Annotated in this window: 21 protein-coding genes; 12 read left to right on the top strand and 9 right to left on the bottom strand. The window is 71.6% G+C overall.

The features are described 5' to 3' along the window. The first annotated feature begins 10 nt into the window (after positions 1–10). Positions 11–1,009: an ABC transporter substrate-binding protein gene (locus ACZ4D5_RS27655; RefSeq protein WP_467775117.1), complete on the top strand. Its 999-nt coding sequence runs from the start codon at positions 11–13 to the stop codon at positions 1,007–1,009. 2 nt (positions 1,010–1,011) lie between these two features. Here ACZ4D5_RS27655 and ACZ4D5_RS27650 read toward each other — a convergent pair whose 3' ends face one another. Both ACZ4D5_RS27650 and ACZ4D5_RS27645 read right to left on the bottom strand, forming a co-directional pair. Continuing rightward, positions 1,012–1,893: an SMP-30/gluconolactonase/LRE family protein gene (locus ACZ4D5_RS27650; protein ID WP_467775116.1), complete on the bottom strand. Its 882-nt coding sequence runs from the start codon at positions 1,891–1,893 to the stop codon at positions 1,012–1,014. Further along, positions 1,893–2,660, bottom strand: coding sequence for an IclR family transcriptional regulator (locus ACZ4D5_RS27645; protein ID WP_467775115.1), 768 nt, complete (start codon positions 2,658–2,660; stop codon positions 1,893–1,895). Before ACZ4D5_RS27645 ends, ACZ4D5_RS27650 begins: the two co-directional genes overlap by 1 nt. Positions 2,661–2,841: 181 nt before the next feature. On the opposite strand from ACZ4D5_RS27645, the gene ACZ4D5_RS27640 reads away from it, so the two are divergent. The 6 genes from ACZ4D5_RS27640 (at position 2,842) to mmsB (ending at position 10,091) form a co-directional block, all read left to right on the top strand. Continuing rightward, a complete protein-coding gene (locus ACZ4D5_RS27640; protein WP_467775114.1) occupies positions 2,842–4,008 on the top strand; it encodes a mandelate racemase/muconate lactonizing enzyme family protein in 1,167 nt (388 codons plus the stop codon). Positions 4,009–4,045: 37 nt separating this feature from the next. After that, positions 4,046–5,065, top strand: coding sequence for a zinc-dependent alcohol dehydrogenase (locus ACZ4D5_RS27635; RefSeq protein WP_467775113.1), 1,020 nt, complete (start codon positions 4,046–4,048; stop codon positions 5,063–5,065). A 129-nt stretch (positions 5,066–5,194) separates the two neighbouring features. Then, positions 5,195–6,163 carry a hypothetical protein gene (locus ACZ4D5_RS27630; RefSeq protein WP_467775112.1) on the top strand — a complete coding sequence of 323 codons (969 nt, stop codon included), beginning with the start codon at positions 5,195–5,197 and terminating at the stop codon, positions 6,161–6,163. A 3-nt stretch (positions 6,164–6,166) separates the two neighbouring features. Next, positions 6,167–7,279 carry a multiple monosaccharide ABC transporter substrate-binding protein gene (gene chvE / locus ACZ4D5_RS27625; RefSeq protein ID WP_467775111.1) on the top strand — a complete coding sequence of 371 codons (1,113 nt, stop codon included), beginning with the start codon at positions 6,167–6,169 and terminating at the stop codon, positions 7,277–7,279. Further along, positions 7,276–8,841 (top strand): multiple monosaccharide ABC transporter ATP-binding protein, encoded by a 1,566-nt coding sequence (mmsA, locus tag ACZ4D5_RS27620; protein ID WP_467775110.1) that lies wholly within the window; start codon positions 7,276–7,278, stop codon positions 8,839–8,841. Before chvE ends, mmsA begins: the two co-directional genes overlap by 4 nt. A gap of 8 nt (positions 8,842–8,849) precedes the next feature. Continuing rightward, positions 8,850–10,091, top strand: a complete 1,242-nt coding sequence (gene mmsB, locus ACZ4D5_RS27615; protein WP_467775109.1) for a multiple monosaccharide ABC transporter permease — start codon at positions 8,850–8,852, stop codon at positions 10,089–10,091. A gap of 92 nt (positions 10,092–10,183) precedes the next feature. Here the strand turns inward: mmsB and ACZ4D5_RS27610 are convergent, their stop codons facing one another. Together ACZ4D5_RS27610 and ACZ4D5_RS27605 are read right to left on the bottom strand one after the other, a co-directional pair. Further along, entirely contained in the window at positions 10,184–11,182 is a 999-nt protein-coding gene (locus ACZ4D5_RS27610) for a methyltransferase (RefSeq protein WP_467775342.1), read from the bottom strand. A gap of 147 nt (positions 11,183–11,329) precedes the next feature. Further along, positions 11,330–12,349, bottom strand: a complete 1,020-nt coding sequence (locus ACZ4D5_RS27605; protein ID WP_467775108.1) for a LacI family DNA-binding transcriptional regulator — start codon at positions 12,347–12,349, stop codon at positions 11,330–11,332. 182 nt (positions 12,350–12,531) lie between these two features. On the opposite strand from ACZ4D5_RS27605, the gene ACZ4D5_RS27600 reads away from it, so the two are divergent. From ACZ4D5_RS27600 to ACZ4D5_RS27580, 5 genes are read left to right on the top strand one after another with little or no spacing between them, the layout of a single operon-like run. Beyond that, positions 12,532–13,590 (top strand): ABC transporter substrate-binding protein, encoded by a 1,059-nt coding sequence (locus ACZ4D5_RS27600; RefSeq protein ID WP_467775107.1) that lies wholly within the window; start codon positions 12,532–12,534, stop codon positions 13,588–13,590. After that, positions 13,587–14,372 (top strand): ABC transporter permease, encoded by a 786-nt coding sequence (locus ACZ4D5_RS27595; protein WP_467775106.1) that lies wholly within the window; start codon positions 13,587–13,589, stop codon positions 14,370–14,372. Before ACZ4D5_RS27600 ends, ACZ4D5_RS27595 begins: the two co-directional genes overlap by 4 nt. Then, the gene (locus ACZ4D5_RS27590) at positions 14,336–15,175 is read left to right on the top strand and encodes an ABC transporter ATP-binding protein (protein WP_467775105.1); all 840 of its coding nucleotides are present in this window, start codon (positions 14,336–14,338) and stop codon (positions 15,173–15,175) included. The genes ACZ4D5_RS27595 and ACZ4D5_RS27590 overlap by 37 nt, the downstream gene beginning before the upstream one ends. Beyond that, positions 15,172–15,927, top strand: a complete 756-nt coding sequence (locus ACZ4D5_RS27585) for an ABC transporter permease (RefSeq protein WP_467775104.1) — start codon at positions 15,172–15,174, stop codon at positions 15,925–15,927. Before ACZ4D5_RS27590 ends, ACZ4D5_RS27585 begins: the two co-directional genes overlap by 4 nt. A gap of 35 nt (positions 15,928–15,962) precedes the next feature. Continuing rightward, the gene (locus ACZ4D5_RS27580; RefSeq protein WP_467775103.1) at positions 15,963–16,976 is read left to right on the top strand and encodes an amidohydrolase family protein; all 1,014 of its coding nucleotides are present in this window, start codon (positions 15,963–15,965) and stop codon (positions 16,974–16,976) included. A gap of 24 nt (positions 16,977–17,000) precedes the next feature. Here ACZ4D5_RS27580 and ACZ4D5_RS27575 read toward each other — a convergent pair whose 3' ends face one another. From ACZ4D5_RS27575 to ACZ4D5_RS27555, 5 genes are all read right to left on the bottom strand, one after another. After that, positions 17,001–18,341, bottom strand: coding sequence for a S41 family peptidase (locus ACZ4D5_RS27575; protein WP_467775102.1), 1,341 nt, complete (start codon positions 18,339–18,341; stop codon positions 17,001–17,003). A gap of 121 nt (positions 18,342–18,462) precedes the next feature. Next, positions 18,463–19,188, bottom strand: coding sequence for a class I SAM-dependent methyltransferase (locus ACZ4D5_RS27570; RefSeq protein WP_467775101.1), 726 nt, complete (start codon positions 19,186–19,188; stop codon positions 18,463–18,465). Between the two features lie 159 nt (positions 19,189–19,347). Further along, on the bottom strand, positions 19,348–21,795 hold the full coding sequence (locus tag ACZ4D5_RS27565; RefSeq protein ID WP_467775100.1) for a SpoIIE family protein phosphatase: 2,448 nt from the start codon (positions 21,793–21,795) through the stop codon (positions 19,348–19,350). Positions 21,796–21,936: 141 nt separating this feature from the next. Beyond that, the gene (locus ACZ4D5_RS27560) at positions 21,937–24,372 is read right to left on the bottom strand and encodes an MFS transporter (protein ID WP_467775099.1); all 2,436 of its coding nucleotides are present in this window, start codon (positions 24,370–24,372) and stop codon (positions 21,937–21,939) included. Positions 24,373–24,611: 239 nt separating this feature from the next. After that, a complete protein-coding gene (locus tag ACZ4D5_RS27555; protein WP_467775098.1) occupies positions 24,612–25,055 on the bottom strand; it encodes an SRPBCC family protein in 444 nt (147 codons plus the stop codon). Positions 25,056–25,127 lie beyond the last annotated feature (72 nt).

Here is a 25,127-nt window from a genome sequence, read left to right as displayed (position 1 = left end):
ACAAGTCCCCATGTCCCACACCCGATCCATCGCGGCCGGATCCGCGCTCGCGCTGACGCTGCTCGTCGGCTGCGGCGCCGAGGTCGCATCGGACGGCGGCGCGAAGGCGTCCGAGAAGACCACCGTCGAGCGCTGCGGCGAGCCCGTCTCCTACAAGGTCCCCCGGCGGGCGGTCGCGTACGAAGGCGGCAGCGCCGACAAGCTGTTCAGCCTCGGCCTGACCGAGCACGTCCACGGGTACGTGATGCCGCCCGCCAACCCGCCCGTGAGCGAGTCGCCCTGGGCGAAGGAGTACGCCAAGGTCAAGATGCTCAGCGACGACCTGCTCAACAAGGAACTCGTCGTCGAGGCCAGGTCGGACCTCGTCGTCGCGGGCTGGAACTCCGGCTTCAGCGACCAGCGCGGCATCACCCCGAAGATCCTCGACAAGCTCGGCATCCAGAGCTTCATGCACACGGAGAGCTGCTTCAACTACCCGAAGCACCCGCAGAAGGTGACCCCGTTCAAGGCGCTCTACAGCGACCTGGAGCGGCTCGGGAAGATCTTCCAGGTGGAGAAGAAGGCCGATCAGGTCGTCGCAGGGCTGAAGAAGCGGGTGGCGGCGGTCGAGGCCAAGGCGCCGGGGGGCGAGCGGGTGCCGGTCTTCCTCTACGACTCCGGCACCGACCAGCCCTTCACGGCCGGCAGCCAGGTCCCGCCCACCGACATCATCAAGAGCGCGGGCGGCAGGAACATCTTCGACGGCCTCGACGAGCGCTGGACCCAGGTCAACTGGGAGGCCGTGACGAAGGCCGAGCCGGAGGTCGTCATCATCTTCGACTACGGCGACCAGCCCGCGAAGAAGAAGATCGAGTTCCTGAAGAAGTCCCCGCACACGAAGGAGCTGCCCGCGGTCAGGAAGAACAACTTCTTCGTCCTCGACTACAACGAAGGCATCAGCGGTCCGCGCAACGTGGACGGTCTGGAGAAGTTCGGGAAGTACCTGCGCGAACTGGACCACGAGGGCTGAGTTCAGCCCTGGAAGGCGACGCCCGGCAGCCCCCGGCCCGCGTCCGGCACGACCAGCACCGAACCCGCGAGCGGATGCGGCCGGCCGAGGCCGGTGCGGGCCGTGGTGACGTACAGGTCGCGCAGGTCGGGGCCGCCGAAGACGCAGGCCGTGGGGCGGCGCACGGGCAGCTCCACGGTCCGGTCGAGCCGTCCTTCGGGGGTGTAGCGGCGGAGCGCCGCGCCGTCCCAGAGCGCCACCCAGACACAGCCGTCGGCGTCGACCGTGAGCCCGTCGGGGTAGCCCGCACCGTTCTCGATGTGGGCGAACGGCCTTCTGTTCAGGACACGTTGACCCCCGCCCCCGCCCCCGCCCTCGGCCTCGTATGCGTGGTCGAGTACGTCGATACGTCGCGTGGGACTGTCCACGTAGTAGACGAGGCGCCCGTCGGGGCTCCACGCCGTGCCGTTGCTGACGGCCACCTCGCCGAGCTGTTCGGTGACGGTGCCGTCGGGGGCGACGCGGGCGAGGCTGCCGCCGCCGGGCGCCTCGTCGTAGCGCATGGTGCCCGCCCAGAGCGCGCCGTCGGGCGCGACGGCGGCGTCGTTGCCGCGGCGGCCCGGCACCGGGTCGCGCACCAGCCAGGAGAAGGGCGCGCCGCCGGGGCCGTACAGGCCGATGCCGTCACGGAGGTTGACCACCAGGCCGCCGCCCGCGCGCGGCTTGGCGGCGCCGACGTGCTGCTCGGTGGCCATGACCGTGCGGCGCCCGTCCCCGGGGGCGTACGTGTGGACGCGCGAGCCGAGGATGTCGACCCAGATGAGGCGTTCGGCCGCCGGGTCCCAGGTGGGGCCCTCGCCGAGGGACGCCTCGGCGCGCACCGCCACTTCGTACGCGCGGCTCATCACGCGCCCCGGTGGCCGAGGCGGACCGACAGGTCGCCCGCGCCCTTGACGGCGAGCTCGGCCAGTTCGCGCTCGCGCTCCTCGCTCCAGCGGATCATCGGCACGGAGACGGAGAGCGCCGCGACGACCTGTCCCGTGCCGTCCCGCACCGGCGCCGCCACGCAGCTCACGTCCGGGTTGGACTCCTGGTGCTCGACCGCGACGCCCCGCTCGCGGATGCCCGCGAGGGCGGCGAGGAGCTCGTCGTGGCCGGTGACGCTGTTCGGGGTCATCGCGGTCAACTCCCGTCCCCGCAGCCGGGATTCGAGCTCGTCCGGCGGCAGCGAGGCGAGCAGCATCTTGCCGACCGACGTGCAGTGCGCGGGCAGTCTGCGGCCCGCCGCGGAGACCATGCGCACGGCGTGCGTGGAGTCCACCTTGGCGATGTAGATGACGTCGGTGTCCTCCAGGACGGCGACGTGGACGGTCTCGTCGCACGTCTCGGCGACCTCGCGGGCCACCTGCTGCCCCTCGGCGGCGAGGTCGAGCTGCTCGGCGTACCGGCTGCCGAGCTGGTAGGTGCGCACCCCGAGGCGGTAGCAGCCCGGCTGGCCGGGGATCTGGACGAGATACGAGCGGGCGGCCAGGGTGGTGAGCAGTTCGTGCACGGTGGTGCGCGGCAGCTGGAGTCTGCGGGTGACCTCGGGCGCGGAGAAGGTCCCGTCGCCCTCCAGGAACAGTTCGAGTATGTCCAGCGACCTGGTCACCGCGGGCACCAGTCGTCCCATGAGTTCGGCCTTCCCTCCCTGCGCGTCCGATACTTCGGTCGCTGATCGGTATGACGAACACAGGTTAGACACGGGGCAGTTCGGCGCGCGACCCATTGACACGTTCCGGCCGCCGTGAATACCGTCTCGCCAACATTTCGAACGTGTGACGAAATACCGAACAAGTCGAGGGGCAACTGCCTTGCGCATCACGGGAATCAGCACGCACGTGGTCGGGACACCCTGGCGGAACCTCACCTACGTCCAGGTCCACACCGACGAGGGCCTGACCGGTGTCGGCGAGACCCGGATGCTCGGCCGCACCGACGCGCTCATCGGCTATCTCCGCGAGGCGGAGGCCAACCACATCAAGGGGTCCGACCCGTTCGCGATCGAGGACCTCGTCCGCAGGATGAAGTACGGCGACTACGGCCGCGCCGGCGAGATCGTCATGTCGGGCATCGCGGTCGTCGAGACGGCCTGCTGGGACATCAAGGGCAAGGCCCTGGGCGTCCCGGTCTGGCAGCTGCTCGGCGGCAGGGTGACCGACCGCGTCAAGGCGTACGCGAACGGCTGGTACACCACCGAGCGCACCCCTGAGGCGTACCACAAGGCCGCCCAGGGGGTGATGGAGCGCGGCTACCGGGCCCTGAAGATCGACCCCTTCGGGACGGGCCACTACGAACTGGACCACGAACAGAGCCTGTACGCCGTGTCGTTGATCGAGGCCGTGCGCGACGCGATCGGGCCCGACGCCGAGCTGATGCTGGAGATGCACGGCCGGTTCTCGCCCGCCACGGCGATCCGGCTCGCCCGCGAGCTCGCGCCGTTCCGCCCCGCGTGGCTGGAGGAGCCGGTGCCGCCGGAGAACCTCAAGGCCCTGGAGAAGGTCGCGGCCAGGGTCGACATGCCGGTGGCGACCGGTGAACGCATCCACGACAGGATCGAGTTCCGCGAGCTCTTCGAGAGCCAGGCGGCCGACATCCTCCAGCCCGACGTCGGGCACATCGGCGGCATCTGGGAGACCCGGAAGCTCGCGGCCACGGCCGAGACCCACTACATGCTGGTCGCCCCGCACAACGTGGGCGGCCCGGTGCTGACCGCGGCCTCCCTCCACGTCGGCTTCACCGCGCCGAACTTCAAGATCCTGGAGCACTTCAACGACTTCGCGGACGCGGACATCAAGAAGGTCGTGAAGGGCGCGCCGCGGGTCGATCCGGAGACGGGCTGCTTCGAGCTGTCGCACGAACCGGGCCTGGGCGTCGAGCTCGACGTCGACGCGGCGGCCGAATTCCCGCAGCAGCGGGCGCGGTTCGACCTGTGGGCCGAGGGCTGGGAGAAGCGGGCTCCCGGCGGGTCCGGGGCGTGAGGGCGATGGCACCCGCCCACGCGCGAGAGGAACGGCCATGAGCGGGACATCGCGCGCGATCGTGATCGACAGACCCGGCGCGCACCGCCTCACCACCGGGCCGCGCCCGGAGCCCGGCCCCGGCGAGGTCCTCGTCGAGGTCGCGGCCGCCGGGATCTGCATGAGCGACCGCGAGGTGTACGACGGCCGCCGCGACGCCGGGTACGTCCGCTACCCCGTGACTCCGGGGCACGAGTGGTCCGGGACCGTGGTGGCGGCGGGCGCGGGGGTCGACCCGGGCCTCGTCGGACGCAGGACCGTCGCCGAGGGGTTCCGGGCGTGCGGCGTCTGCGAGCGCTGCCGGTACGGGGAGACCAGCCTGTGCACCGGCGGCTACGCGGAGACCGGGTTCACCGAGCCGGGCGCCTTCGCCGACCATCTGGTCGTCCCCGCACGGCTCCTGCACCCGCTGAGCGACGACGCCGACCTGCGCGCCGCCGCCCTGCTCGAACCGGCCGCGGTGATCGCGGCCGCCGTGCGGGCGGGGCGGCCGCGAGCCGGCGAGCGCGTCGCGGTGGTGGGTGCGGGGACGCTGGGGCTGCTCGCGGTGCAGTTGCTCGCGGCCTGCGGACCCGCCGAATTGGTCGTCGTCGATCCGCGCGAGGCCCGCGGGGCGTTGGCACTGGACTTCGGGGCGGCCTCGGCGGTTTCTCCTGCCGGGGCGGAGTCCTTGAACGGGGGTTTCGATCTCGTCGTGGAGACGGCGGGGGCGCCCGCCACCGCCGCTTCGTCCTGTCTGCTCGCGCGCAGGGGTGGACGGGTCGTGCTCACCGGGATGTTCACGGCGGGGGCGGTCGGGATCGACCCCGTACATCTGTCGCTGAGCCAGTTGGAGGTGCGGTCCGTGTTCGGGGCGCCTTCCTCCGCGTGGGTGGACGCGGTCAGGGCCTTCGGCCTCGGGTTGCTCGATCCCTCGTCGCTCGTGACGCATGAGTTTCCGCTGGAGCGCTTCGACGAGGCAGTCGCGTTGGTCGGTGGTGGTGATCCGAAGGTGGGGAAGGTGCTGTTGCTTCCCTGAGTTGCGCCCCGCCAGGGGCGCGGGGACCTGCGCGACCAGCCACATACGGCCCGCGGCCGACGCACACCCAATGAACCGAACCTCGTTCGAGATATCGGACGAGCGCGCATCGAACGCAAAGGACACTTCGTGACCGACCCCTCCTTCCCTCGTCCCCGGAAGCCCGGCGAACCCGCCCTGACCGCCCTCGGTCTCGCCGCACCGCCCACCGATCCCGCCGACTCCTCCCCCCACGCCTTCCCCGACGGCGGGACCTGGCGGGTGGAGATTCCCTCCGTCGAAGGGCCCGAGGCGCTCACCGTCGTGCTCAAGGAGGCCGCGCGGCACGACGTGCCGATCCACCGCGTCAGTCAGGGCAGCGGCGTCTGGATGCTGTCCGACGCCGAGATCACCGAGATGGTGGAGGCCGCCGCCGAGCGCGACATCGAGCTCTGCCTGTTCACCGGGCCGCGCGGCACCTGGGACACCGGCGCCTCCGTGCGCACCGACTCGCGCGGCGCGGGGCTGCGCGCCCGAGGGCACGACGCCGTCGCCGGGTGCGTCGAAGACGCCCTGCGGGCCACCGAGTTGGGCGTCACCTGCCTGCTCGTCGCCGACGAGGGCGTGCTGTGGACGCTGCATCGCGCGCGGAGTGCAGGGATCATCCCCGCCGACACCACCCTGAAGGTGTCCGCGCTGATCGGTCCGGTCAATCCGGCCTCCTACGCGGTCTACGAGCGGCTCGGCGCGGACTCGCTGAACGTGCCCAGCGATCTGACGCCCGCTCATCTCACGGAGATTCGGCGGGTATCGGCCGCCCCGATGGACATGTACGTCGAGGCGCCGGACGACCTCGGCGGCTACATCCGCATGTACGAGATCGCCGAGCTGATCCGGCGCGGCGCGCCCCTGTACCTGAAGTTCGGCCTCGCCAAGGCGCCCGGCATCTACCCCTACGGCGCCCACCTGCGCGACACCGCCCTGGACACCGCCCGTGAGCGCGTGCGCCGCGGCCGGCTCGCCCTGGACCTGCTGGCCCGGCACGGCGCCGACGCCGGGATGTCGCCGCTGGGCTCGCGCCTGCCCGGCGCCCTCAACCGCTTCCCGGAAAGGAGCTGACCCATGCGCACCCGCGCGCGCCTCGCCGCCGCGGTGGCCACCGCGGCCCTGCTCGGCTCGCTCACCGCCTGCGGCCAGGAGGCCAAGGGCGGCAGCCGCTACAGGCCGGACGACGGCAAGGGCGGCACCATCGGCCTCGCGATGCCGACCAAGGCGTCCGAGCGGTGGATAGCCGACGGCAAGAACATGGCCTCGCAGTTCAAGAAGGCCGGATACGAGACCGACCTGCAGTACGGCGACGACAAGGTGGAGAACCAGGTCGCCCAGATCGAGAACATGATCACCAAGGGGCACCGGCTCCTGGTGGTCGCCGCGATCGACGGCTCCGCGCTCACCGACGTGCTCGAGCGGGCGCATGACGCGGGCATCCCCGTGATCTCGTACGACCGACTCATCCTGGGCACGAAGAACGTCGCCTATTACGCCTCCTTCGACAACGAGCGCGTCGGCCGCATGCAGGGCCAGTACATCGTCGACAAGCTGAAGCTCGGCAAGCCCGACAAGGACTCCGAGGACACGCACACCGTCGAACTGTTCGCGGGCTCCCCGGACGACAACAACACCAAGTACTTCTGGACCGGCGCCATGAAGGTGCTCCGGCCGTACCTGGACAGCGGGCAGCTCGTCGTGCGCAGCAAGCAGACGAGGATGAACCAGGCCACCACGCTGCGCTGGGACGGCGGCACCGCGCAGAAGCGCATGGACGACCTGATCAGCAAGAGCTACGGCGAGCAGCGCGTCGACGCGGTCCTCTCGCCGTACGACGGGATCTCAATCGGCATCATCTCGGCGCTCAAGAGCGCCGGTTACGGCACCAGGAGCGAGCCGCTGCCGGTCATCACCGGGCAGGACGCCGAGCTGGCGTCGGTGAAGTCGATCATCCGGGGCGAGCAGACGCAGACCGTCTTCAAGGACACGCGCAAGCTGGCCGCGCAGACGGTGAAGATGGGCGACGCGGTCCTGACGGGCAAGAAGGTCCAGGTCAACAACACCAAGGACTACGACAACGGCGAGAAGGTCGTGCCGTCCTATCTGCTCGACCCGGTCAGCGTCGACAAGAAGAACACCCGACTCCTGGTGGAAGAGGGCTACTTCACCGCAGGGCAGCTCACATGAGCGCGCCCGTCCTGGAAATGCGCGGGATCACCAAGACGTTCCCCGGCGTCAAGGCGCTCTCCGGCGTGAACCTGACGGTGCGGCCCGGGGAGATCCACGCGATCTGCGGGGAGAACGGCGCGGGCAAGTCGACGCTGATGAAGGTCCTCAGCGGCGTTCATCCGCACGGCAGTTACGACGGGGAGATCCTCTTCGAGGGCGAGCCGATGGCCTTCAAGGACATCCGCGCCAGCGAGCGCCACGGCATCGTGATCATCCATCAGGAACTGGCGCTTGTCCCCTATCTGTCGATCGCGGAGAACATCTTCCTCGGCAACGAGCGGACCACCGGCGGCTTCATCGACTGGAACGACACCCTGCGCAGGGCGAGCGCGCTCCTGAAGCGGGTCGGCCTGCGCGAGAAGCCGCAGACGCCGGTCGCCGACATCGGCGTGGGCAAGCAGCAGCTCGTGGAGATCGCCAAGGCCCTGTCCAAGGAGGTGAAGCTGCTCATCCTGGACGAGCCGACGGCCGCGCTCAACGACGAGGACAGCGCGAAGCTCCTCGACCTCATCCTGGAACTGCGCGAGCAGGGCATCGCCTGCATCATCATCTCCCACAAGCTGGGCGAGATCCGGCAGATCACGGACGCGGTGACGATCCTGCGCGACGGACGGACCATCGAGACCCTGACGGTCCGTGAAACCCCGGCCGCCGAGGCGCGGTTGTCGCAGGACCGCATCATCCGCGGGATGGTCGGCCGTGACCTCGACCACCGCTTCCCCGACCGCACCCCGTACGAGGGCGCGGACGCGGGCGAGCTCGCCCTGGACGTCCGCGGCTGGACGGTGCGGCACCCCGTCGACCACCAGCGCACGGTCGTCGACGACGTGTCGCTCACCGTGCGGCGCGGCGAGATCGTCGGCATCGCGGGCCTGATGGGCGCGGGCCGCACCGAGCTCGCGATGTCCGTCTTCGGTCGCTCGTACGGGAGTTACGTCGCCGGAGAAGTGGCGGTGAACGGCCGCACGGTGGCGACCAGGACCGTCCCCGCGGCGGTCGACGCCGGGATCGCGTACGTCACCGAGGACCGCAAGCAGTACGGCCTCAACCTCATCGACAACATCAACCGGAACATCTCCCTGGCCTCGCTGCCCGGCATGCGGCGCCGCGGGGTCGTGGACGAGCACCACGAACGCTCGGTGGCCGAGCGCTACCGCACCTCGATGAACATCAAGGCGCCCACCGTCTTCGAGGAGGTGGGCCGGCTCTCCGGCGGCAACCAGCAGAAGGTCGTCCTGAGCAAGTGGATCCACGCCGATCCCGAGGTGCTGATCCTCGACGAGCCGACGCGCGGCATCGACGTGGGCGCCAAGTACGAGATCTACACGGTGATCGACAAGCTCGCGGCGCAGGGCAAGGCGGTCCTCTTCATCTCCTCCGAGCTGCCGGAGCTGCTCGGGATGTGCGACCGGATCTACACGATGACCGAGGGCCGCCTGACCGGTGAGGTCACGCGCGCGGAGGCCACCCAGGAAGTCCTGATGCGCCATATGACCAAGTCCAGAAGCACCAAGAGCTGAGGCCCGCCATGACCACGACGACCACTCCTGCGGGCGCCTCCCGGGACGCGTCCGCCACGCCGCCACCCGCACGGCCCTCGGCCGGCGCGCTGCTCGTCCAGAGCGTGCGCTCCAACATGCGCCAGTACGGCATGCTGATCGCCCTGGCGTTCATCGTCGTGCTGTTCCAGATCTGGACCGACGGCACGCTGCTCCTGCCGAACAACGTCTCCAACCTCATCCAGCAGAACGGCTACATCCTCATCCTGGCGATCGGCATGATGATCGTCATCATCGCCGGGCACATCGACCTGTCCGTCGGCTCACTGGTCGCCTTCGTGGGCGCCATGTCGGCGGTGATGATGGTCAAGCACGACATGCCGTGGGTGCTCGCCCTGGTCCTGTCCCTGCTGATCGGCGCGGTCGCGGGGGCCTGGCAGGGCTTCTTCATCGCCTACGTCGGCATCCCGTCGTTCATCGTGACGCTGGCCGGGATGCTGCTCTTCCGCGGTCTGACGCAGATCGTCCTGGAAGGCCAGTCGCTCGCGCCGTTCCCCGACGGGTTCCAGAACATCGCCAAGGGCTTCATCCCCGAGATGGGCCCCTACACCCAGTACCACAACCCGACGCTCGTGCTCGGCCTGCTCGCCGTCGCCTTCCTCCTCTTCCGCGAATGGCGGGACCGCAAGCGGCAGTTGGCGTACGAGCTCGACGTGCTGCCGACAGGCCTGTGGGCGGCGAAGTGCGTGGCGATGACGGCGGCCGTGGTGGCCTTCACGCTCACCCTCGCCAGCTTCCACGGCGTACCGGTGGTCATGCTCATCATGTGCGGGCTGCTCATCGCGCTCGGCTATGTGATGCGCAACGCCGTCATCGGCCGCCATGTGTACGCCCTGGGCGGCAACAAGGCGGCGGCGAAGCTGTCGGGCGTCAAGGACAAGCGCGTCACGTTCCTCGTCTTCGTGAACATGGGCGTCCTCGCGGCGCTCGCGGGCTGCGTGTACGCGGCGCGGCTCAACGCGGGCACCCCGCAGGCCGGTCTCAACTTCGAACTGGAGGCCATCGCCGCCTCGTTCATCGGCGGCGCGTCGATGAGCGGTGGCGTCGGCACGGTGATGGGCGCCGTCATCGGCGGGCTCGTCCTCGGCGTCCTCAACAACGGCATGTCGCTGGTCGGCATCGGCACGGACTATCAGCAGGTCATCAAAGGGCTCGTGCTGCTTGCCGCGGTCGGCTTCGACGTGTGGAACAAGCGCAAGGCCGGCCGGTAGTCCACCCCACCTGGTCCGCCGTCGGCTCCCCTCCTGCCGGCGGACACGGGCACCACGGCGGTGCCCGTGTCCGCCGGCAGGTCGCCGGCCGGTCAGGCGGCCGCGGCCTCGATGACGCAGAACGGGCTGGGCGCCCCCACGGGGGTCACGGACAGGACGGAGAGCCCCGCCCGGCCGCAGAGTTGCTCGAACTCGGCCCTGGTGCGCTCCCTGCCGCCGACGTTCACCAGCATGTTGAGGTCGCTGAGGTAGGTCATGCCGGCCGTCTCCGGGTCGACGACCTCGGGCAGGACGGGCTCCACGATCAGCACGCGGCCCTCGGGCGGCAGGACCGCGCGACAGTGGCCGAGGACGGCCGCGCACCGGTCGTCCGGCCAGTCGTGGACGATGCTCTTCAGGAGGTAGAGGTCGGCCCCCTCGGGCACCGACCGGAAGAAGTCCCCGGCCACCAGCGAGCACCGGTCCGTGAGCCCGTGCCGCGCCAGTGTCTCTGGGGCCTGGGCCAGGCCTTCCTGTGTGTCGTGGACGATGCCCCTGAGCTCCGGGTTCGCGCGGAGCACGGAGGCCAGCAGGGTTCCGGCGCCGCCGCCGACGTCGGCGACCGTGCGGAACCGGCCGAAGTCGTAGACCTTGGGCAGCATGTCGGCGGTGGCCCGTGAGCTCTGGCTCATCGCCGCGTTGAACCGCGCGGACTGCTCGGGGTGCGCCTTGAGGTGCGAGAAGAAGTCGGTGCCGAAGACGGCATCGAAGGTGGTGTCGCCGGTGCGTACGGCCTTGTCCAGGTCGTCCCAGGCCCGCAGCATGGCCGGCTCGGTGAACATGTCCACCATGGCCGCCATCGAGTCGGGGTGTGCCGGGTCGAGCAGGGCACCGCGGGCCGTCACCGAGAAGGTGCCCGGCGTGTGCTCCCGCAGCAGGCCGAGAGCCGTGAGGGCGCGCAACAGCCGTGTCATCGGCTGGACCCCGGCCCCGGCCCCCGCGGCCACCTCCGCGGCCGGGCGCTCCCCCGAGCCGATCAGTTCGACCACCCGCAGCCGCAGGGCCGCGCGCAGGGTCTGCGCCGCCATGCTCCCGAAGACGAGCCCGACCATCGCCAGGCGCTCCTCGGTCTCCGCCGCCCCCACCTCTCGGGCTTGGCCGTGCGTCACAGTCGTTCCCCTTCCGTTCCGGACGGTGCGCGACCCGCGGTGCCGAACCCGTCGGAGGATCACCCGGCGGGCCGCACAAGTTAGGTAAGCCTAACTCGCCCGGCGGGCCGTGGTCTCGCGGGGAACGAGCCGATGGCTGAGCGTGGTGGTCGCCTCGGGGGCGACGTCGGGGCCGGGCGCGGCGTCGATGACGTGGCGGGCCGCCATGGCGCCCATCTCGTACAGCGGCAGGCTCACCGTCGTCAGACCGACGTGCCGCGCCACCCTGAGGTCGTTGATGCCCGCGACGGAGATCTCGCCCGGCACGTCGATGCCCGCCTGCCGCAGGGCGCTGAGCGCGCCGACCGCGACCTCGTCGTTCGCGGCGACGACCGCGTCCGGCAGCGGCGGCCGGGCGATCAGCCGCAGGGCCGCGGCGTGCCCCGCCTCGTGGTCGAAGCCGCCCGGGACGCGGCGCGCCTCGTCGGCGAGACCGGCGGCGGCCATGCAGGCGAGGAATCCGTCCCCGCGCTGCCGGGTGACCGTCATGCCGGGCGGGCCCTCGATGAACGCGATCCTGCGGTGCCCCAGCGAGACGAGGTGGTCGGTGACGTCATGGGCGGCCGCGTGGTTGTCGACGGTGATCGTCGGGCAGCCGAGGGACCGGTCGGCGAGGGCCACGGCGCGCACGCCCTGCTCCCGCGCCTGCCGGACGGCCTTGACCAGGTCGGGCAGGCGCGGGTCGTCGACGAGGCCGCTGCCCGCGAAGACCACGCCCGCGGCGCGGTAGTCCCGCATGACGCGCAGCCTGGCGATCTCCGTGTCGGTGCGCCGGTCGACGTTGGAGAGCAGGGTGACGTAACCGGCCCTGGTCGCCACGTCGTCCACGCCGCGGGCGATGACGGAGAAGTACGGGTTGACGATGTCGCTCACCAGGACGCCGACGAGGCGGCTGTGGGGCGAGACCATCGCGCGCGCCAGGGCGCTCGGCGAGTACTCGAGACGCTCGGCGGCCGCGAGGACCTTGGCGCGCGTCGCGGCCGACACGGGATGGTCGGAGCCGCTGAGCACGCGCGACGCGGTGGCCACGGCCACGCCCGCCTCCCGCGCGACGTCCACCAGTGAACTCACGGCCCACCCCCATGGGAAAAGGTTTTCCCCAACGTCCCACAGGGCGGCGGGGATTCACAAGCCATGAGCACAACTTCTGGGCGATTGGCCCGACTTGAGGCTTGACGATTCCGCGAAACAGCTCGCTAGCATCCTCGGAAGGAAGACGTTTTCCTCTCCACAGTCCTCTGCGGAAACCACCGATGACCTTGGAGGAGGCCATGCACGTCCGCACGCGCACACAGCACCTCCGCACACGTACGAAACAGCGCGCCGCCCTCGCCCTCGCGTCCCTCGTGGCCGCGACCGCCTGCGGCGGCCCCGGCACCCACACCCGCGCCGACGGAACCCTCTCGTTCACCGTGGCCCTCGTCGAACCGGACCTGACGACCGTGCCGATCCTCGCGGCCCTCGACACCCTCCGCGAGCGGGGCCACGAGGTCGAGGTCGTCGAGCTCGCCGAGCCCGAACTGGCCGTCGAGGGCCTCGCCAAGGGGGAGTACGCGATCTCCGCCGAGGCGACGGGACCGGCGCTCAGCGCCATCGAGCAGGGCGCCCCCATCAAGATCATCGCCGATGCCGTCGGCAACCAGTGGGCCCTCTACGGCAGGTCGGACATCACGTCCTGCGACGACCTGGGCGGCCGCCCGTTCGGCATCTTCAGCGAGGGCGCGGTGGCGACGGCCATCGCCAAGGACTGGGTGGACGCCGAGTGCGGCGCCGGGAAGCGCCCCCGCTATCTGACGATCGGCGGCTCGGACGTGCGCGCCCAGGCCCTCGCGTCGGGGGAGATCGACGCGACGCCGCTGGAGCTCTCCGACGCGGTGGCCCTGGAGGCGTCCGGCGTCTCCGGGTTCACCGAGGTCGTCGACTTCGCCGAGAGCCTGCCGGACCTGCGTCCGCAGACCGTGTACGCGAACTCCGGCTTCCTCGGCGAACACCGCGAGGTGGCGCAGGAGTTCGTCACCGCCCTGGTGCGCGAACACGCGAGGATCACCGCCGACCCGGATCACCTCGTGGACCTGGCGCGGGATCACCTGCCGCGGGAGGAGCGGGAGGACGTGGCCCGGGTCGCCCGGCGGTACAGCGACGCGAAGCTGTTCGACGCGGCGGCCCTGACCCCGCGCAACGTCCAGGGCACCATCGACTTCTTCGCCCGCGCCGGTGTGATCGGACGGGGGATGACGGCGAAGGACGCTGCGGACCTCGGCTTCGTCGAAGGCGCGGCGGATCCCGGCTCCGCGAAGGAGGCGTCGCCATGACGTTCCAGCGGCGCGTCGCGCACTCCCCTCTCCCCTACCAGCTCCTGACGTTCGCGCTCTTCGCCACGGCCTGGGAGCTGTACGCCCGCGCGCGGGGCGGGCTGCTCCTGCCGACCTTCACCCAGACGGCACGGGCCACGGTCACCCTCCTCGGCGAGGCGGAGCTGTGGCGTGCCCTGTACGTGAGCAACCAGGCGCTGGTGCTCGGCTTCGCCCTCGCCCTGGCCCTGGGCGTCCCCGCGGGCATCGCGCTCGGCAGGTTCCGGCGCGTCGAGCGGTTCGCGGACGTCTACGTGAACATCCTCCTCGTCACGCCGATGGCGGCGCTCATCCCGCTCCTGGTGATGGCGATGGGCGTGGGGACCGCCTCGCGCGTCGCCCTCGTCACGGTCTTCTCGGTCGTGATGGTGATCGTCAACAGCCGTGCGGGCGTACGGCAGGTGGACCCGTCGCTGATCGAGATGGCCCGCTCCTTCGGCGCGGGCGAGCGGCAGATCTGGGCGCGGATCCTGCTGCCCGGCGCGCTGCCCGCGGTCATGACGGGCGTACGGCTCGGCCTCGGGCGCGCGGTGACCGGCATGGTCGTGGTCGAACTCCTCATGGTCTCGGACGGGTTGGGCGGACTGATCCTCACGTACCGGGGCCTGCTCAAGGCGCCGCTTCTCTACGGCACCATCGTGATCGTTCTGGTGGAGGCGCTCGTGCTGATCTCCGTCGCGCGGTGGGGCGAACACAGGCCGACCCGATGGACACGGACACGGACGACAGGGGGCGCACGGTGATCAGGATCCAAGGACTGGCCAAGAGCTTCACCGGGCAGGACGGCAGCACCGTCGAGGCGCTGCGGGACGTCGATCTCGACGTGGCCGCGCACGAGTTCCTGACCGTGCTCGGGCCCAGCGGCTGCGGCAAGACCACGCTGCTCAAGGCCGTCGCCGGGCTCGTGCCCTGGGACGGCGGCGACATCCTCGTCGACGGTGCCCCGGTGCGCGGTCCGGGACCCGACCGCAGCGTGGTCTTCCAGAACTTCGCGCTGCTGCCGTGGGCGACCGTCCTCGACAACGTGGCGTTCGGGCTGCGGATGCGCGGCGTCGGCCGGGCCGAGCGCGAGGAGCGTGCCCGCGCGCTGATCGCCGCCGTGGGCCTGGCCGGCTTCGAGACCAAGCTGCCCGGTGAACTGTCCGGCGGCATGCAGCAGCGGGTCGGCATCGCCCGCGCGCTCGCCGTACGCCCCCAGGTGCTGCTCATGGACGAGCCGTTCGGGGCGGTCGACGAGCAGACCCGCCGGCTGCTCCAGGAGGAGCTGCTCTCGATCTGGGAGGAGCACCGGCCGACCGTCGTCTTCGTCACCCACAGCATGGAGGAGGCCGTCCTCCTGGGCGACCGCGTCGTCCTGATGAGCGCCCGCCCCGGACGGATCGCCGAGATCGTGTCGGTGGACCTGCCCCGGCCGCGCTCGGGCGACGTCGGCGCCCTCGGACGCTCGGGCCGGTACGCGGAGATCACGGCGTATCTGTGGGACCGGTTGCGCTCCATGCACGCGGAGCACCGACCGTCCGCCCTCCGGTCCGGGGCGGCGTCATGACCCTCCCCGCCGCGCCGCTCGCGCTGGCCTGCGGTGCCGGGGCCTGGGAGCTGACCGCGCGCCTGGCGGACGCGTCGTTCCTCCCTCCGCCGAGCACGGTGGCGGCCAGGCTCGCCGGCCTCGTGGCCGACGGGGAACTCCTGGGCAGCCTGGGCGACAGCCTGGTCAACCTCGCCGTCGGTTTCGCCCTCTCCCTGCTCGGCGGTCTGCTCACCGGCCTGGCCATGGGCCGCTCCCGCAGGGTCGAAGCCGCCCTCGACGTGTATGTGAACGCGCTGCTCACCGCCCCGACGCTGGTCTTCGCGCCGGTGTTCTTCTCGCTGCTGGGCGCGGGCCGTGGATCGGTCGTCGCGGTGGTCGTCACGTACGCGATGTTCGTGATCATCGTGAACACGGCGGCGGCCGTCAGGGCCGTGCCCGCGCACCTGGTCGAGATGGCGCGCTCCTACGGGGCGGGCGAGTGGCAGATCCTCGTGCGCGTCATGCTCCCGGCGGCCGCTCCCCTGATCATGGCGGGCGTGCGGCTCGGTGTCGGGCGCGCGGTCACCGGCATGGTCAACGGCGAGATGTTCATCGCCGTCGTGGGCCTCGGCCATGTCGTCACCGAGGCGGGCGGGCGCTTCGACAGCGCGAGCGTGCTCGCCGTTCTCGTGGTCGTGATCGCCGTGGCGCTCGGGGCGATCGGCCTCGTCCAGGCCGTCGACCGCAGGCTCAACCGCTGGGTGCCCGACACGTCGAGGGGAGCACGGTGAAGACCACGCGGAGCACGGGAGATCGAGGGGACACGATGAAGATCGACGCGTACAGCCACATCCTGCCCGCGCCCTACTTCGCCCGAATGCGCGAACTCGCCGTGGACCGGCTGGCGTTCAAGCGCTGGCTGGAACTGCCCGCGCTGCACGACGTGGACGCGCGGCTGCGGATGATGGACGAGTTCGGCGACGGCTACCAACAGGTGCTCACGCTCTCCTCGCCGCCCGTCGAACTCCTCGCCGGGCCCGGCGATTCGGCGGCCCTCGCGCGGCTGGCCAACACGTCGATGCGGGAGCTGTGCGACCGCCACCCCGACCGCTTCCCCGCGTTCGTCGCCGCGCTCCCGATGAACGACCCGGACGCGACGGCGACCGAACTGGCCCACGCGGTCGACGACTTGGGCGCACGGGGCGTGCAGGTCTTCACGAACGTCTGCGGACGGCCGCTTGACGACCCCGAGTTCGCTCCGGTCTTCGACGAGATGGCCCGCCGCGACCTGCCCGTGTGGCTCCATCCGACCCGCGGCGCCGCCTTCGCGGACTACGCCGCGGAGAGCTCCTCCGCGTACGAGATCTGGTGGGCGCTCGGCTGGCCGTACGAGACGAGCGTGGCCATGGCGCGCCTCGTCTTCTCCGGGCTCCTGGAACGGCACCCGGACATCAAGATCATCACCCACCACCTGGGGGCGATGATCCCGTACCTGGAGGGCAGGATCGGGCTCGGCTGGAGCGACCAGCTCGGCAGCCGCACCGCGGGCGAGGAGTACGAACTCCTGTGCCGCGCACGGCTGCCGAGGCGCCCGCTGGAGTACTTCCGCCGCTTCTACGCCGACACCGCCCTCTCGGGCTCCGCCATCGGCACCCGCTGCGGCCTGGACTTCTTCGGCGCCGACCGCGTCCTGTTCGGCACCGACTGCCCCTTCGACCCCGAGGGCGGCCCCCTGTACATCCGCGAGACGATCCGCGTCGTCGACGGCCTCGACGTCACCGAGGCCGAGCGGGAACGGATCTACCACGGCACCGTGCGGCGGCTGATGCGGCTGGACTGAACGGGCACGGCCCGCGCCGGGCGCTCACCGGAGCGTGGCGAGAGCCGCGTCGAAGGCCGAGTCGCGGTTCTTCGCGAACTCCTCCTCGGTGAAGACCGGCGTGCGCAGGTGCGGCGGGATGCCGGTGCCGTCGAAGGTCCGCCCCGAGCGGGTCAGGAACTCCTCGTTCGGGAGCCAGGCCTGCATGCCGTTGGGGAGCCCACGCTGCATGACGTCCGAGAAGACGCCCTGCGTGGGCTCCCCGATGCGGACCGTCCTGCCGGGGCGGTCCATGAGGGCCTGGGTGAAGGTCTCGCCCGCGCTGACCGTGGAGCCGCCGGTCAGCACGGCGACCGGCCCGGTGTAGCGGGGAACGCCCGGCGCGGGCCGTACGGCGACGGGCTGCGGGCGGGTGTACCGGGTGCGCTTGCGGTAGGCGACGTACGGAGTGTCGGTCAGGCGCTCGGCGATGTGCAGACCGAGGGCGTCGGAGCCGCCTCCGTTGATCCGCAGGTCGATGACCAGGCCCTTGAGGGAGGCCGTGCGCCCGGGGCTGAGGACGGTGTCCAGCGCCTTGTCGAGCTCGGCGAGCTGGGCGGCGTACGAGGGATCCTCCTTGTCGTAGGCGGCGAATCCGGAGATGCGCAGATAGCCCCGCCCTTCGGGCAGATCCGCGTAGCTGATCCGGCCGTTCGCGAACTCCTGCGGCTGCTCGCCCTTCAGGTCGCGCCGCACGACGTACTTCTTGACCTTCGCGTCCAGCTCCGCGCCGGGCGCGACGGTCCCCGGACGGACCTGGTAGAAGCGGCGCTCCCCGTCCAGGACGAGGACGTGCGCGTCGTACAGCGGCTTCACCATCTCGCTGAAGACGGCGAAGAGTTCGTCCCTGGTCGTGCCGGCGTGCACCTGGGGCCGGTACGTGTCCCGCACGGCGTGCCAGTCGATGCCCTTGGCGGCGAAGAAGGGGTAATTCTCCTCGAAGGACTGCCAGAAGACGTCGAACGCCGTCACCGGGTCCTCGGGCATCCGCCGCCCGCAGGACTCCGGAAGCCGCGCCACGCGCCGCAGCTTCCGGTCGCCCGCCGAGCCGGCCGCGTGCAGCGACCCCTCCTGGCCTCGCCGCCGGACGGTGAGGACCGACCCGTCGGCGGTTCTGTACACGCCCCGCGCCGTCTCCTTCGCGGAGTCGCCCTTCAGGCAGCTGACCGCCGTCGTCTGGTACTCCTGCAGCCGTCCGTCCGCGATCGACAGGACGGTGCCGTAGCCGTCCACGCGCCAGACGCCGTCGAGGGTCGGCCGCCCGGCCGCCGTGGCGGGCGCGATCGCTCCGCCCGCGAGAGCCAGTGCCACGATGGCCGTTGCGGCCTTGGAACTCGTGTGTCGCACGGTGTCTCTTCGTCCTTTCCCGGTACGCGACCTGCGCACAGGGAGTCAACGATCACTCATCGGCCCGCCCGGGGGACATCCGGCGTGCCGGTCGATCGGCAGGGGGGTTATCCCCCGCATGTCACTCCCGGCGGCCCAACACCAGCCATCTGGAGGGCAGTTCGATCCGCGTGCCGTCCTGCGTGAACTCCGTGGTCGTCAGCGGCAGTTCGCCCTCGGCGATGACCGTGAGCCCGGCGGAGGCGACGTACGTGTCCACCACCGCGTCGACCACCTCCGCGGGGGCGATGCCGTGGGCGAAGACCGGCGCCAGCTTCGGGGGCGGTCCCGCCGGGCTCTGGGCCAAGCCCAGCAGGACGGGGCGCGCCGCCTCCGAGAGTTCGACGACGAAGGCGCGGCCGCGCTCGCCGAGCAGCGTGGCGATGCCGTCGAGCAGCGGCTGCCGGTCGGCGGGCTCGCACTGGTGGAGGACGCCCCGCATATAGACGTTGGCGTCGCCGAGTTCCGCGTGCAGCTGCTCCGGCGCGCTCTTCTCCACGGCGTCGAGCTGCCGGAAGTCCGCCTGCCCCGCCGGGTCCGAGCGCCGGGCGTGGTCGATGGCGGCCGCCGACAGGTCGACGCCGAGGACGCGGGGGTAGCGGTCGGCGAGGAAGCGCGTCTGGGTGCCGTTGCCGCAGCCCAGGTCGACGACGGGCAGCCCCGCGGCCGCCAGGTGCGGCTCGAAGAGCGCGAGATGCAGGCCCGCGGTGAGGGCGGGCTCGGCGTCCCAGAAGACCGCCCCCTGTTCGTCGGCGGCCTCCCGCCAGAACCCCTCCCACGCCTCCTTGTACCGACTCGTGACGCCCATGCCAGTGCTCCCCGGGGTGCGACGGAGCCGCCGAAGCCGACGACGAGATCGGTGTATCGCGCCCGGGGCGCGCGGACAAGGCACCCGCGCACACCTTCTGCGCCGTTCGATGCGTTCGCGCCCGGCACACGCCCGCGGGCACGCCCGCGAAGGCCGCCCTCAGCGGCGCGGCAGGGCCAGTTCGAACCACACGGTCTTGCCCGCGCTGGTCCGGCTCGTGCCCCACTCCTTGGCGAGCGCGCTCACCACCCGCAGGCCGCGCCCGAACTCGTCGCCGGGGCCCGCGCTGAGCAGCGTCGGCAGCGTCTGGTCGTCGTCCTCGACCTCGCACAGCAGCACCCCGGAGCGGACCAGGCGCAGGTCGATCCTGCCGCTGCGGGCATGGCGCACGACATTGGTGACGAGCTCGCCGACGAGCAGCTCGGCGGCGTCGCTCAGGGCCTCCAGCGACCAGGCGCGCAGCTGGGCGCGGACCAGCTCGCGGGCCCTGCTGACCTCGCTCGGGTCGGGGGCGAGACGCCGGTGCGCGACGTCCTCGGGCGCGATGCCGTTGAGCCTGGCCATCAGGAGCGCCACGTCGTCCTTGCGGCCGCCGCGGGTGTTGAGCGCCCGGATGATCGTGTCGCAGGCGTCGTCCATCGAGGCGGCCGGGTGCGCGGCGGACTCGGTGAGCGTGGCGAGGCCGACGCCGATGTCCTCGCCGCGGACCTCGACGAGTCCGTCGGTGCACATCAGCAGCCGGTCGCCGGGCGCCACGCGCACCAGGACCGACTCGAAGGGCACACCGCCGACGCCGATGGGCGCGCCGGTGGGCAGGTCGAGGAGTTCGCTGCGGCCGTCCGCGGCGCGCACCAGGACGGGCGGGATGTGCCCGGCGTTGGCGAGGTGGAGCTCGCTCGCGATCGGGTCGTAGACCGCGTACAGACACGTGGCGAGATAGTGCTCGCCGAGGCGCTGCGCGAGGTCGTCGAGGTTGCGCAGGAGCTGTTCGGGCGGCAGGTCGAGGGCGGCCATGGTCTGCACGGCGGTCCGCAACTGGCCCATCATGGCCGCGGAGTTGAGGCCGTGTCCCATCACGTCGCCGACGACGAGCGCGGTCCTGGACCCGGGCAGCTTGACGGAGTCGAACCAGTCGCCGCCGACCCGGCCGAGGAGTGTGCCGGGCAGATAGCGGGTGGCGATGTCGCAGCCGGACATGCGGGGCTGGATGTGCGGCAGCATGCTGTCCTGGAGGGTGTCGGCGACGCTCTCCTGGTAGGTGTACATGCGGGCGTTGTCGAGCACGAGGCCCGCGCGGGCGGCCAGTTCGGCGCCGGTGACGCGGTCCATGTCGTTGAAGACGGGCCGCTCCTGGTGCCGGAGCAGGATCATGAAGCCGAGCACCACATTGCGCGCCTTGAGCGGTACGACGAGCATCGAGCGGTGGTTGATCAGCGGGCGGATGTCGCGCTTCTCGAACTGGGAGGCGATGGCATTGCCCATCTCCTCGGTGATGCGCGGCACGAGCACCGGGTCGCCCGAGGTCATGCACTGGAAGAACGGCGTGTGCGCGGGGAACGGCATGGACTCGCCGACCGGCACCACGTCGTCCCAGCGGCCCGGCTCGTCGGTGTGCTCCACGGCGACGCGGTGCCACAGGGTGGTCTCGTCGGGCGGCCCCTCGGGGAACCCCTCGCCCGCGACGACCTGTTCGCGCAGGTAGGTGCCCGCGACGTCGGTGAAGCGCGGCACGACCGCCCGGCTGACCTCCAGGACCGTCCGCGACAGGTCGAGCGAGGAACCGATGCGCCCGCTGACCTCGTTGAGGAACTCCAGGTGCTCGCGCACCGCCGCGTACTCCAGGTCCTCGCCGTCGTCGTCCGCGCCGCCCGGTGCCGTCGGAAGACCTCCCGCGGCGGCCTGCGCGGCGCGCCGCCTGCGCTCCCTGCGCTCGACGCGGCGGGCCACGCCCCAGTCGGGCGTGACGGGCACCCGGTCGTGGTGGCTGAACTCCAGGACGGGATAGCCCAGTTCGAGGACCTGCGCGACGATGCGGGTGCTCTCGCCGACGCTCATGCTCGGCAGGATCTCGGGGAGTCTGGCCGCGAGTTCGTCCGCGCCGGGGAAGTCCGTGTGCAGGGCGAAGCCGGGCGCGATCCGCTCGACCTGCTCGCCGCGCTCGTCCCCGCCGCCGCCCGGCTCATCGGCCTCGGTCAGCCGCGTGGCGTCGGCGGCGAGCACGAGGAGCCGCTCGGGGCCGGGGCCGACCAGCGGATACGCCCACCAGAGCACGTCGACGCGGGCGGCAGGGCCCCGCCCGGGACCGGTCAGCCGCGCACGCCCCGCGGCCGGGTACGCGATGCGCCCGTCCAGGGAGGTCTCCAGGTCGGGCCCGAGTCCGTCGTACGCCCCATAGGGCTCGCGGTCCTCCGGGATCGCGCCGTGCACCGGGAGCAGGTCGCCCACGGGACGGCCGACGGCCTCCTCCTTCGCGTACCCGAAGAGGCGGCGGGCTCCGACGCTCCAGTGCGAGACGAGGCCGGCGCCGTCGACGACCACGACGGCCAGGGGGATGCGGCCGGCCGCGGCACTCTGCGTCGCCGGCGCGCCCGGAGTGCCTCGGTCCATGGCCCATGCTCCTTCCCGCGGCAGCGCAAGATCTGAGCCGCCACCAACCACGGTACGGCCGGGGCCGGTTGCCGTGCGGGACAATGCGGGAAATTGACCGGGAGGCAGGACACCGGCGCACGCCCCCTCGCCCCGCCCGGGTCAGTCCTCGTGGCCCAGCTGGAGATCCCGCTCCGTACGCCCGCCGCCCGCGACCTGGAGGACCGTGGCGACCGGCGGGTAACCGGCGGCGATCACGGTGTACTCGCCGGACGACAGGTCGACGAAGCGGAAGGTGCCGTCCGCTCCGGTGGTCAGCGTGTCGACGACGTTGCCCGCGGCGTCGAGCAGCGTCACGCGCGCGTCCTCGACGGGCCGTCCGCCGCCGGCCCGCACGGTGCCCCGCAGCACCGCGCCGCCCGCGAGCTCGACGTCCTGGCGGGTCTCGCGGGACGCCTGGACGCTGACGGGCAGCGCGGCGGGGCGGAATGCGGGGGCGCTCGCCGCCAGGGTGTACTCCCCCGCGACCAGCTCCGTGATGACGTAGCCGCCTTCGCGCCCGCTGCGGGTGGTGGCGACGACCTCTCCGCGTACGTCGGTGAGGGTGACGGCGGCGTCCCTGACCGGGGTGCCGTCGGCGGTCACGACGGTCCCCGCGAGGCGTCCGGCGCCGCCGAGGACCACGTCGAGCTCGACGGGCCGCTCGCCGACGGTGACGGTGACGGCCTGCGGCTGGTGCCCGCCCGCGGCCGCGATCAGGACGAACGAACCGGTGCCCGGGGTGGACAGGGCGTACCGCCCGTCGTCGCCGCTCGCGCCGCGCCCGATCTGCTGTCCTGCCACGTCGATGAGGGTGAGCGCGGCGCGGGGCACCACGGTGCCGTCGGGGTGCTGCACGGTGCCGCAGACCGGGACCCCGGCGGCGTACGCGGTCGTACGGGCCTGGGGCACGGTCACGGGCTCGGCGGCGGGCGCGTTGGGGGAGGTTGCGCTGGACAACAGGGGGGTCTCCTTGAGGAAGAAGGCGAGCAGCATGCCGAGGACGAGCACCGGCACCAGGTAGAGGAAGATCCGCGGCATCGCTTCGGCGTAGGCCTGGATGTAGCCGTCGCGCAGCGGCGCGGGCAGCGCGTGGACGAGCTGCGGGGTGATGGACTCGGGGTCGGGCAGCCGCCCTTCGCCGGACCCCGCGGGGAGGTGGTCGGCGAGCGCGTCGGCGAGCCGGTCGGCCAGGAGGGTGCCGAAGATCGCGGCGCCCACGCTGCCGCCGATCTGCCGGAAGTAGTTGTGCGCGCTGGTGGCGGTGCCCAGGTCACCGGCCGGCACCGCGTTCTGCACGGCGAGGATCAGGACCGGCATGACCAGGCCGACGCCCGCGCCGAGTACGCCCATCCAGATGCTGTACTGCCAGCGGGCCGTGTCGACTTCGAGGCGCGAGAGCAGCCACATCCCGATGACGGACAGGGCCCCGCCGAGGATCGGGTAGACGCGGTAGCGGCCGGTGTGACTGATGAGCTGTCCGGAGATGATCGAGGCGCCCACGACGCCGCCCATCATCGGCAGCATCAGGAGGCCGGACTCGGTGGCGCTCGCGCCGTCGACCATCTGCAGGAAGGTCGGCAGATAGCTGGCCGCTCCGAAGAGGGCGACGCCGACGACCATGCCGACGAGCGAGGTGAGGTTGAAGACCGTGTCGCGGAAGAGGTGCAGCGGAATGATCGGTTCTGCCGCGAACTTCTCGACGATCAGGAAGAGCACGCTCGTGACGACGGCACCGGCGCCGAGCCCGAGGATGACGCGGTCGCCCCACTCGTACTCGGTGCCGCCCCAACTGGTCAGCAGCACCAGGCAGGTGGAGGCGGCGGCGAGCAGGATCGCGCCGAGCACGTCGAGCCGGGCCCGTGCGGTGGGCTTGGGCAGCTTCAGGACGAGCGTGACGACGAGCAGCGTGACGAGGCCGAAGGGCACGTTGAAGTAGAAGCACCAGCGCCAGGACGCGTGGTCGGTGAAGAAGCCGCCGAGCAGCGGGCCCGCGACCGAGGCGAGACCGAACGCGGCGCCGATCAGGCCCATGTAGCGGCCGCGCTGCCGGGGCGGCACGATGTCCGCGATGATCGCCTGGACGCCGATCATGAGGCCGCCCGCGCCGACGCCCTGGATCGCGCGGAAGGCGATGAGCTGGTCCATCGTCCGCGACCAGCCGGCGAGCGCCGAGCCGACGATGAAGACGACGATCGCGAACTGGAAGACGCCCTTGCGGCCGAAGAGGTCGCCGAGCTTGCCGTAGATGGGCAGGCCGATGGTGGAGGTCAGCAGGTAGGCGGTGATCGCCCAGGACATCTTGTCCAGGCCGTGCAGCTCACCGACGATCTTCGGGAGCGCGGTGGCGACGATCATCTGCTCCAGGGCGGCGAGCAGCAGGGCCAGCATCAGCCCGACGAAGACCATCCGCACCCGGCCGGGGCTGAGCCCGTCCGCCGCCGTCGGACCGGGGGCCGGTGGCGGTGCCTGGCCCGCGCCCGGACCCGTCTCCGCCAAGGGCACGTCGGCCGCCTCGCCGTCCCGCTCGGCGGCCTTCACCAGCGTCGTCCCGCCCACGTCCTGCTCCCCTCGTCGCGCCTGCGCCGCCCATTTCTCGCATTACGCGACAACTGCGAGCAAGCGCGACGAGTCGCCCTTACGTGGGGGCTCACGGACGTAAGCGCCGGTCGGAGCCCTACGGCGTACAACGGCGTCGAGCGGAAAACCACTCGAAACGGTGAGCGTGACAACAACCCTGATGGGTTACACGGGAGTTGGGCCGCCGGGTGATCCCGGCGGCTCGTACCCACGCGCGGCTACTTCTCCAGCTCGGCGGCGAGCTTGCCGAGCACGGTGTCGTAGATCCGCCCGAGACCCTTGGGCGCGAAGGTCCTCTCGAAGAAGCCGCCGATGCCGCCCGCGCCGTTCCACACGGTGGAGACGACCACGCGGGACTGCCCCTCGCCGGCCGGGGTCACGCGCCAGGTCGTGACCATGGAGGAGTTGCGGTCCTTCTCGACCAGCTCGCCGTCGGTGGGCTCGCTGACCTCGAGGAGGCAGTCGCGGATCCGCTTGCTGGTGGCCTGCAGCTTCCAGTGGACGAGGGTGCCCTCGCCGTCGCCGCCCTCGCGCACCTCGTACTCGCTGAAGTGCTCCGAAAGCAGCTTCTCGCGCGTGCCGTCGTAGTCGGCCAGCGCGTCGAAGACGTCGTCCGGCTTCGCCGCGATGATCCGCTCCGTGGTCGCCTCGACCTGCGCCATTGCACTTCCTCCAGCTTGGTTACTCGGGGGGTTCGCGGAAAGCCAACCACCCGGTGCACCGGCCCCCCAAAT

Source organism: Streptomyces sp. NPDC025651, from assembly GCF_055558735.1.
This window is presented reverse-complemented; position numbering and strand designations above follow the sequence as displayed.

Excerpts from the sequence above, each read along its gene's own strand:
- ACZ4D5_RS27655 (WP_467775117.1), top strand. The coding sequence starts at position 11 with ATGTCCCACACCCGATCCATCGCGGCCGGATCCGCGCTCGCGCTGACG.
- ACZ4D5_RS27650 (WP_467775116.1), bottom strand. The coding sequence starts at position 1,893 with ATGAGCCGCGCGTACGAAGTGGCGGTGCGCGCCGAGGCGTCCCTCGGC.
- ACZ4D5_RS27645 (WP_467775115.1), bottom strand. The coding sequence starts at position 2,660 with ATGGGACGACTGGTGCCCGCGGTGACCAGGTCGCTGGACATACTCGAA.
- ACZ4D5_RS27635 (WP_467775113.1), top strand. The coding sequence starts at position 4,046 with ATGAGCGGGACATCGCGCGCGATCGTGATCGACAGACCCGGCGCGCAC.
- chvE (WP_467775111.1), top strand. The coding sequence starts at position 6,167 with ATGCGCACCCGCGCGCGCCTCGCCGCCGCGGTGGCCACCGCGGCCCTG.
- mmsA (WP_467775110.1), top strand. The coding sequence starts at position 7,276 with ATGAGCGCGCCCGTCCTGGAAATGCGCGGGATCACCAAGACGTTCCCC.
- mmsB (WP_467775109.1), top strand. The coding sequence starts at position 8,850 with ATGACCACGACGACCACTCCTGCGGGCGCCTCCCGGGACGCGTCCGCC.
- ACZ4D5_RS27610 (WP_467775342.1), bottom strand. The coding sequence starts at position 11,182 with ATGGTCGGGCTCGTCTTCGGGAGCATGGCGGCGCAGACCCTGCGCGCG.
- ACZ4D5_RS27600 (WP_467775107.1), top strand. The coding sequence starts at position 12,532 with ATGACCTTGGAGGAGGCCATGCACGTCCGCACGCGCACACAGCACCTC.
- ACZ4D5_RS27595 (WP_467775106.1), top strand. The coding sequence starts at position 13,587 with ATGACGTTCCAGCGGCGCGTCGCGCACTCCCCTCTCCCCTACCAGCTC.
- ACZ4D5_RS27590 (WP_467775105.1), top strand. The coding sequence starts at position 14,336 with ATGGACACGGACACGGACGACAGGGGGCGCACGGTGATCAGGATCCAA.
- ACZ4D5_RS27585 (WP_467775104.1), top strand. The coding sequence starts at position 15,172 with ATGACCCTCCCCGCCGCGCCGCTCGCGCTGGCCTGCGGTGCCGGGGCC.
- ACZ4D5_RS27580 (WP_467775103.1), top strand. The coding sequence starts at position 15,963 with ATGAAGATCGACGCGTACAGCCACATCCTGCCCGCGCCCTACTTCGCC.
- ACZ4D5_RS27570 (WP_467775101.1), bottom strand. The coding sequence starts at position 19,188 with ATGGGCGTCACGAGTCGGTACAAGGAGGCGTGGGAGGGGTTCTGGCGG.
- ACZ4D5_RS27565 (WP_467775100.1), bottom strand. The coding sequence starts at position 21,795 with ATGGACCGAGGCACTCCGGGCGCGCCGGCGACGCAGAGTGCCGCGGCC.
- ACZ4D5_RS27555 (WP_467775098.1), bottom strand. The coding sequence starts at position 25,055 with ATGGCGCAGGTCGAGGCGACCACGGAGCGGATCATCGCGGCGAAGCCG.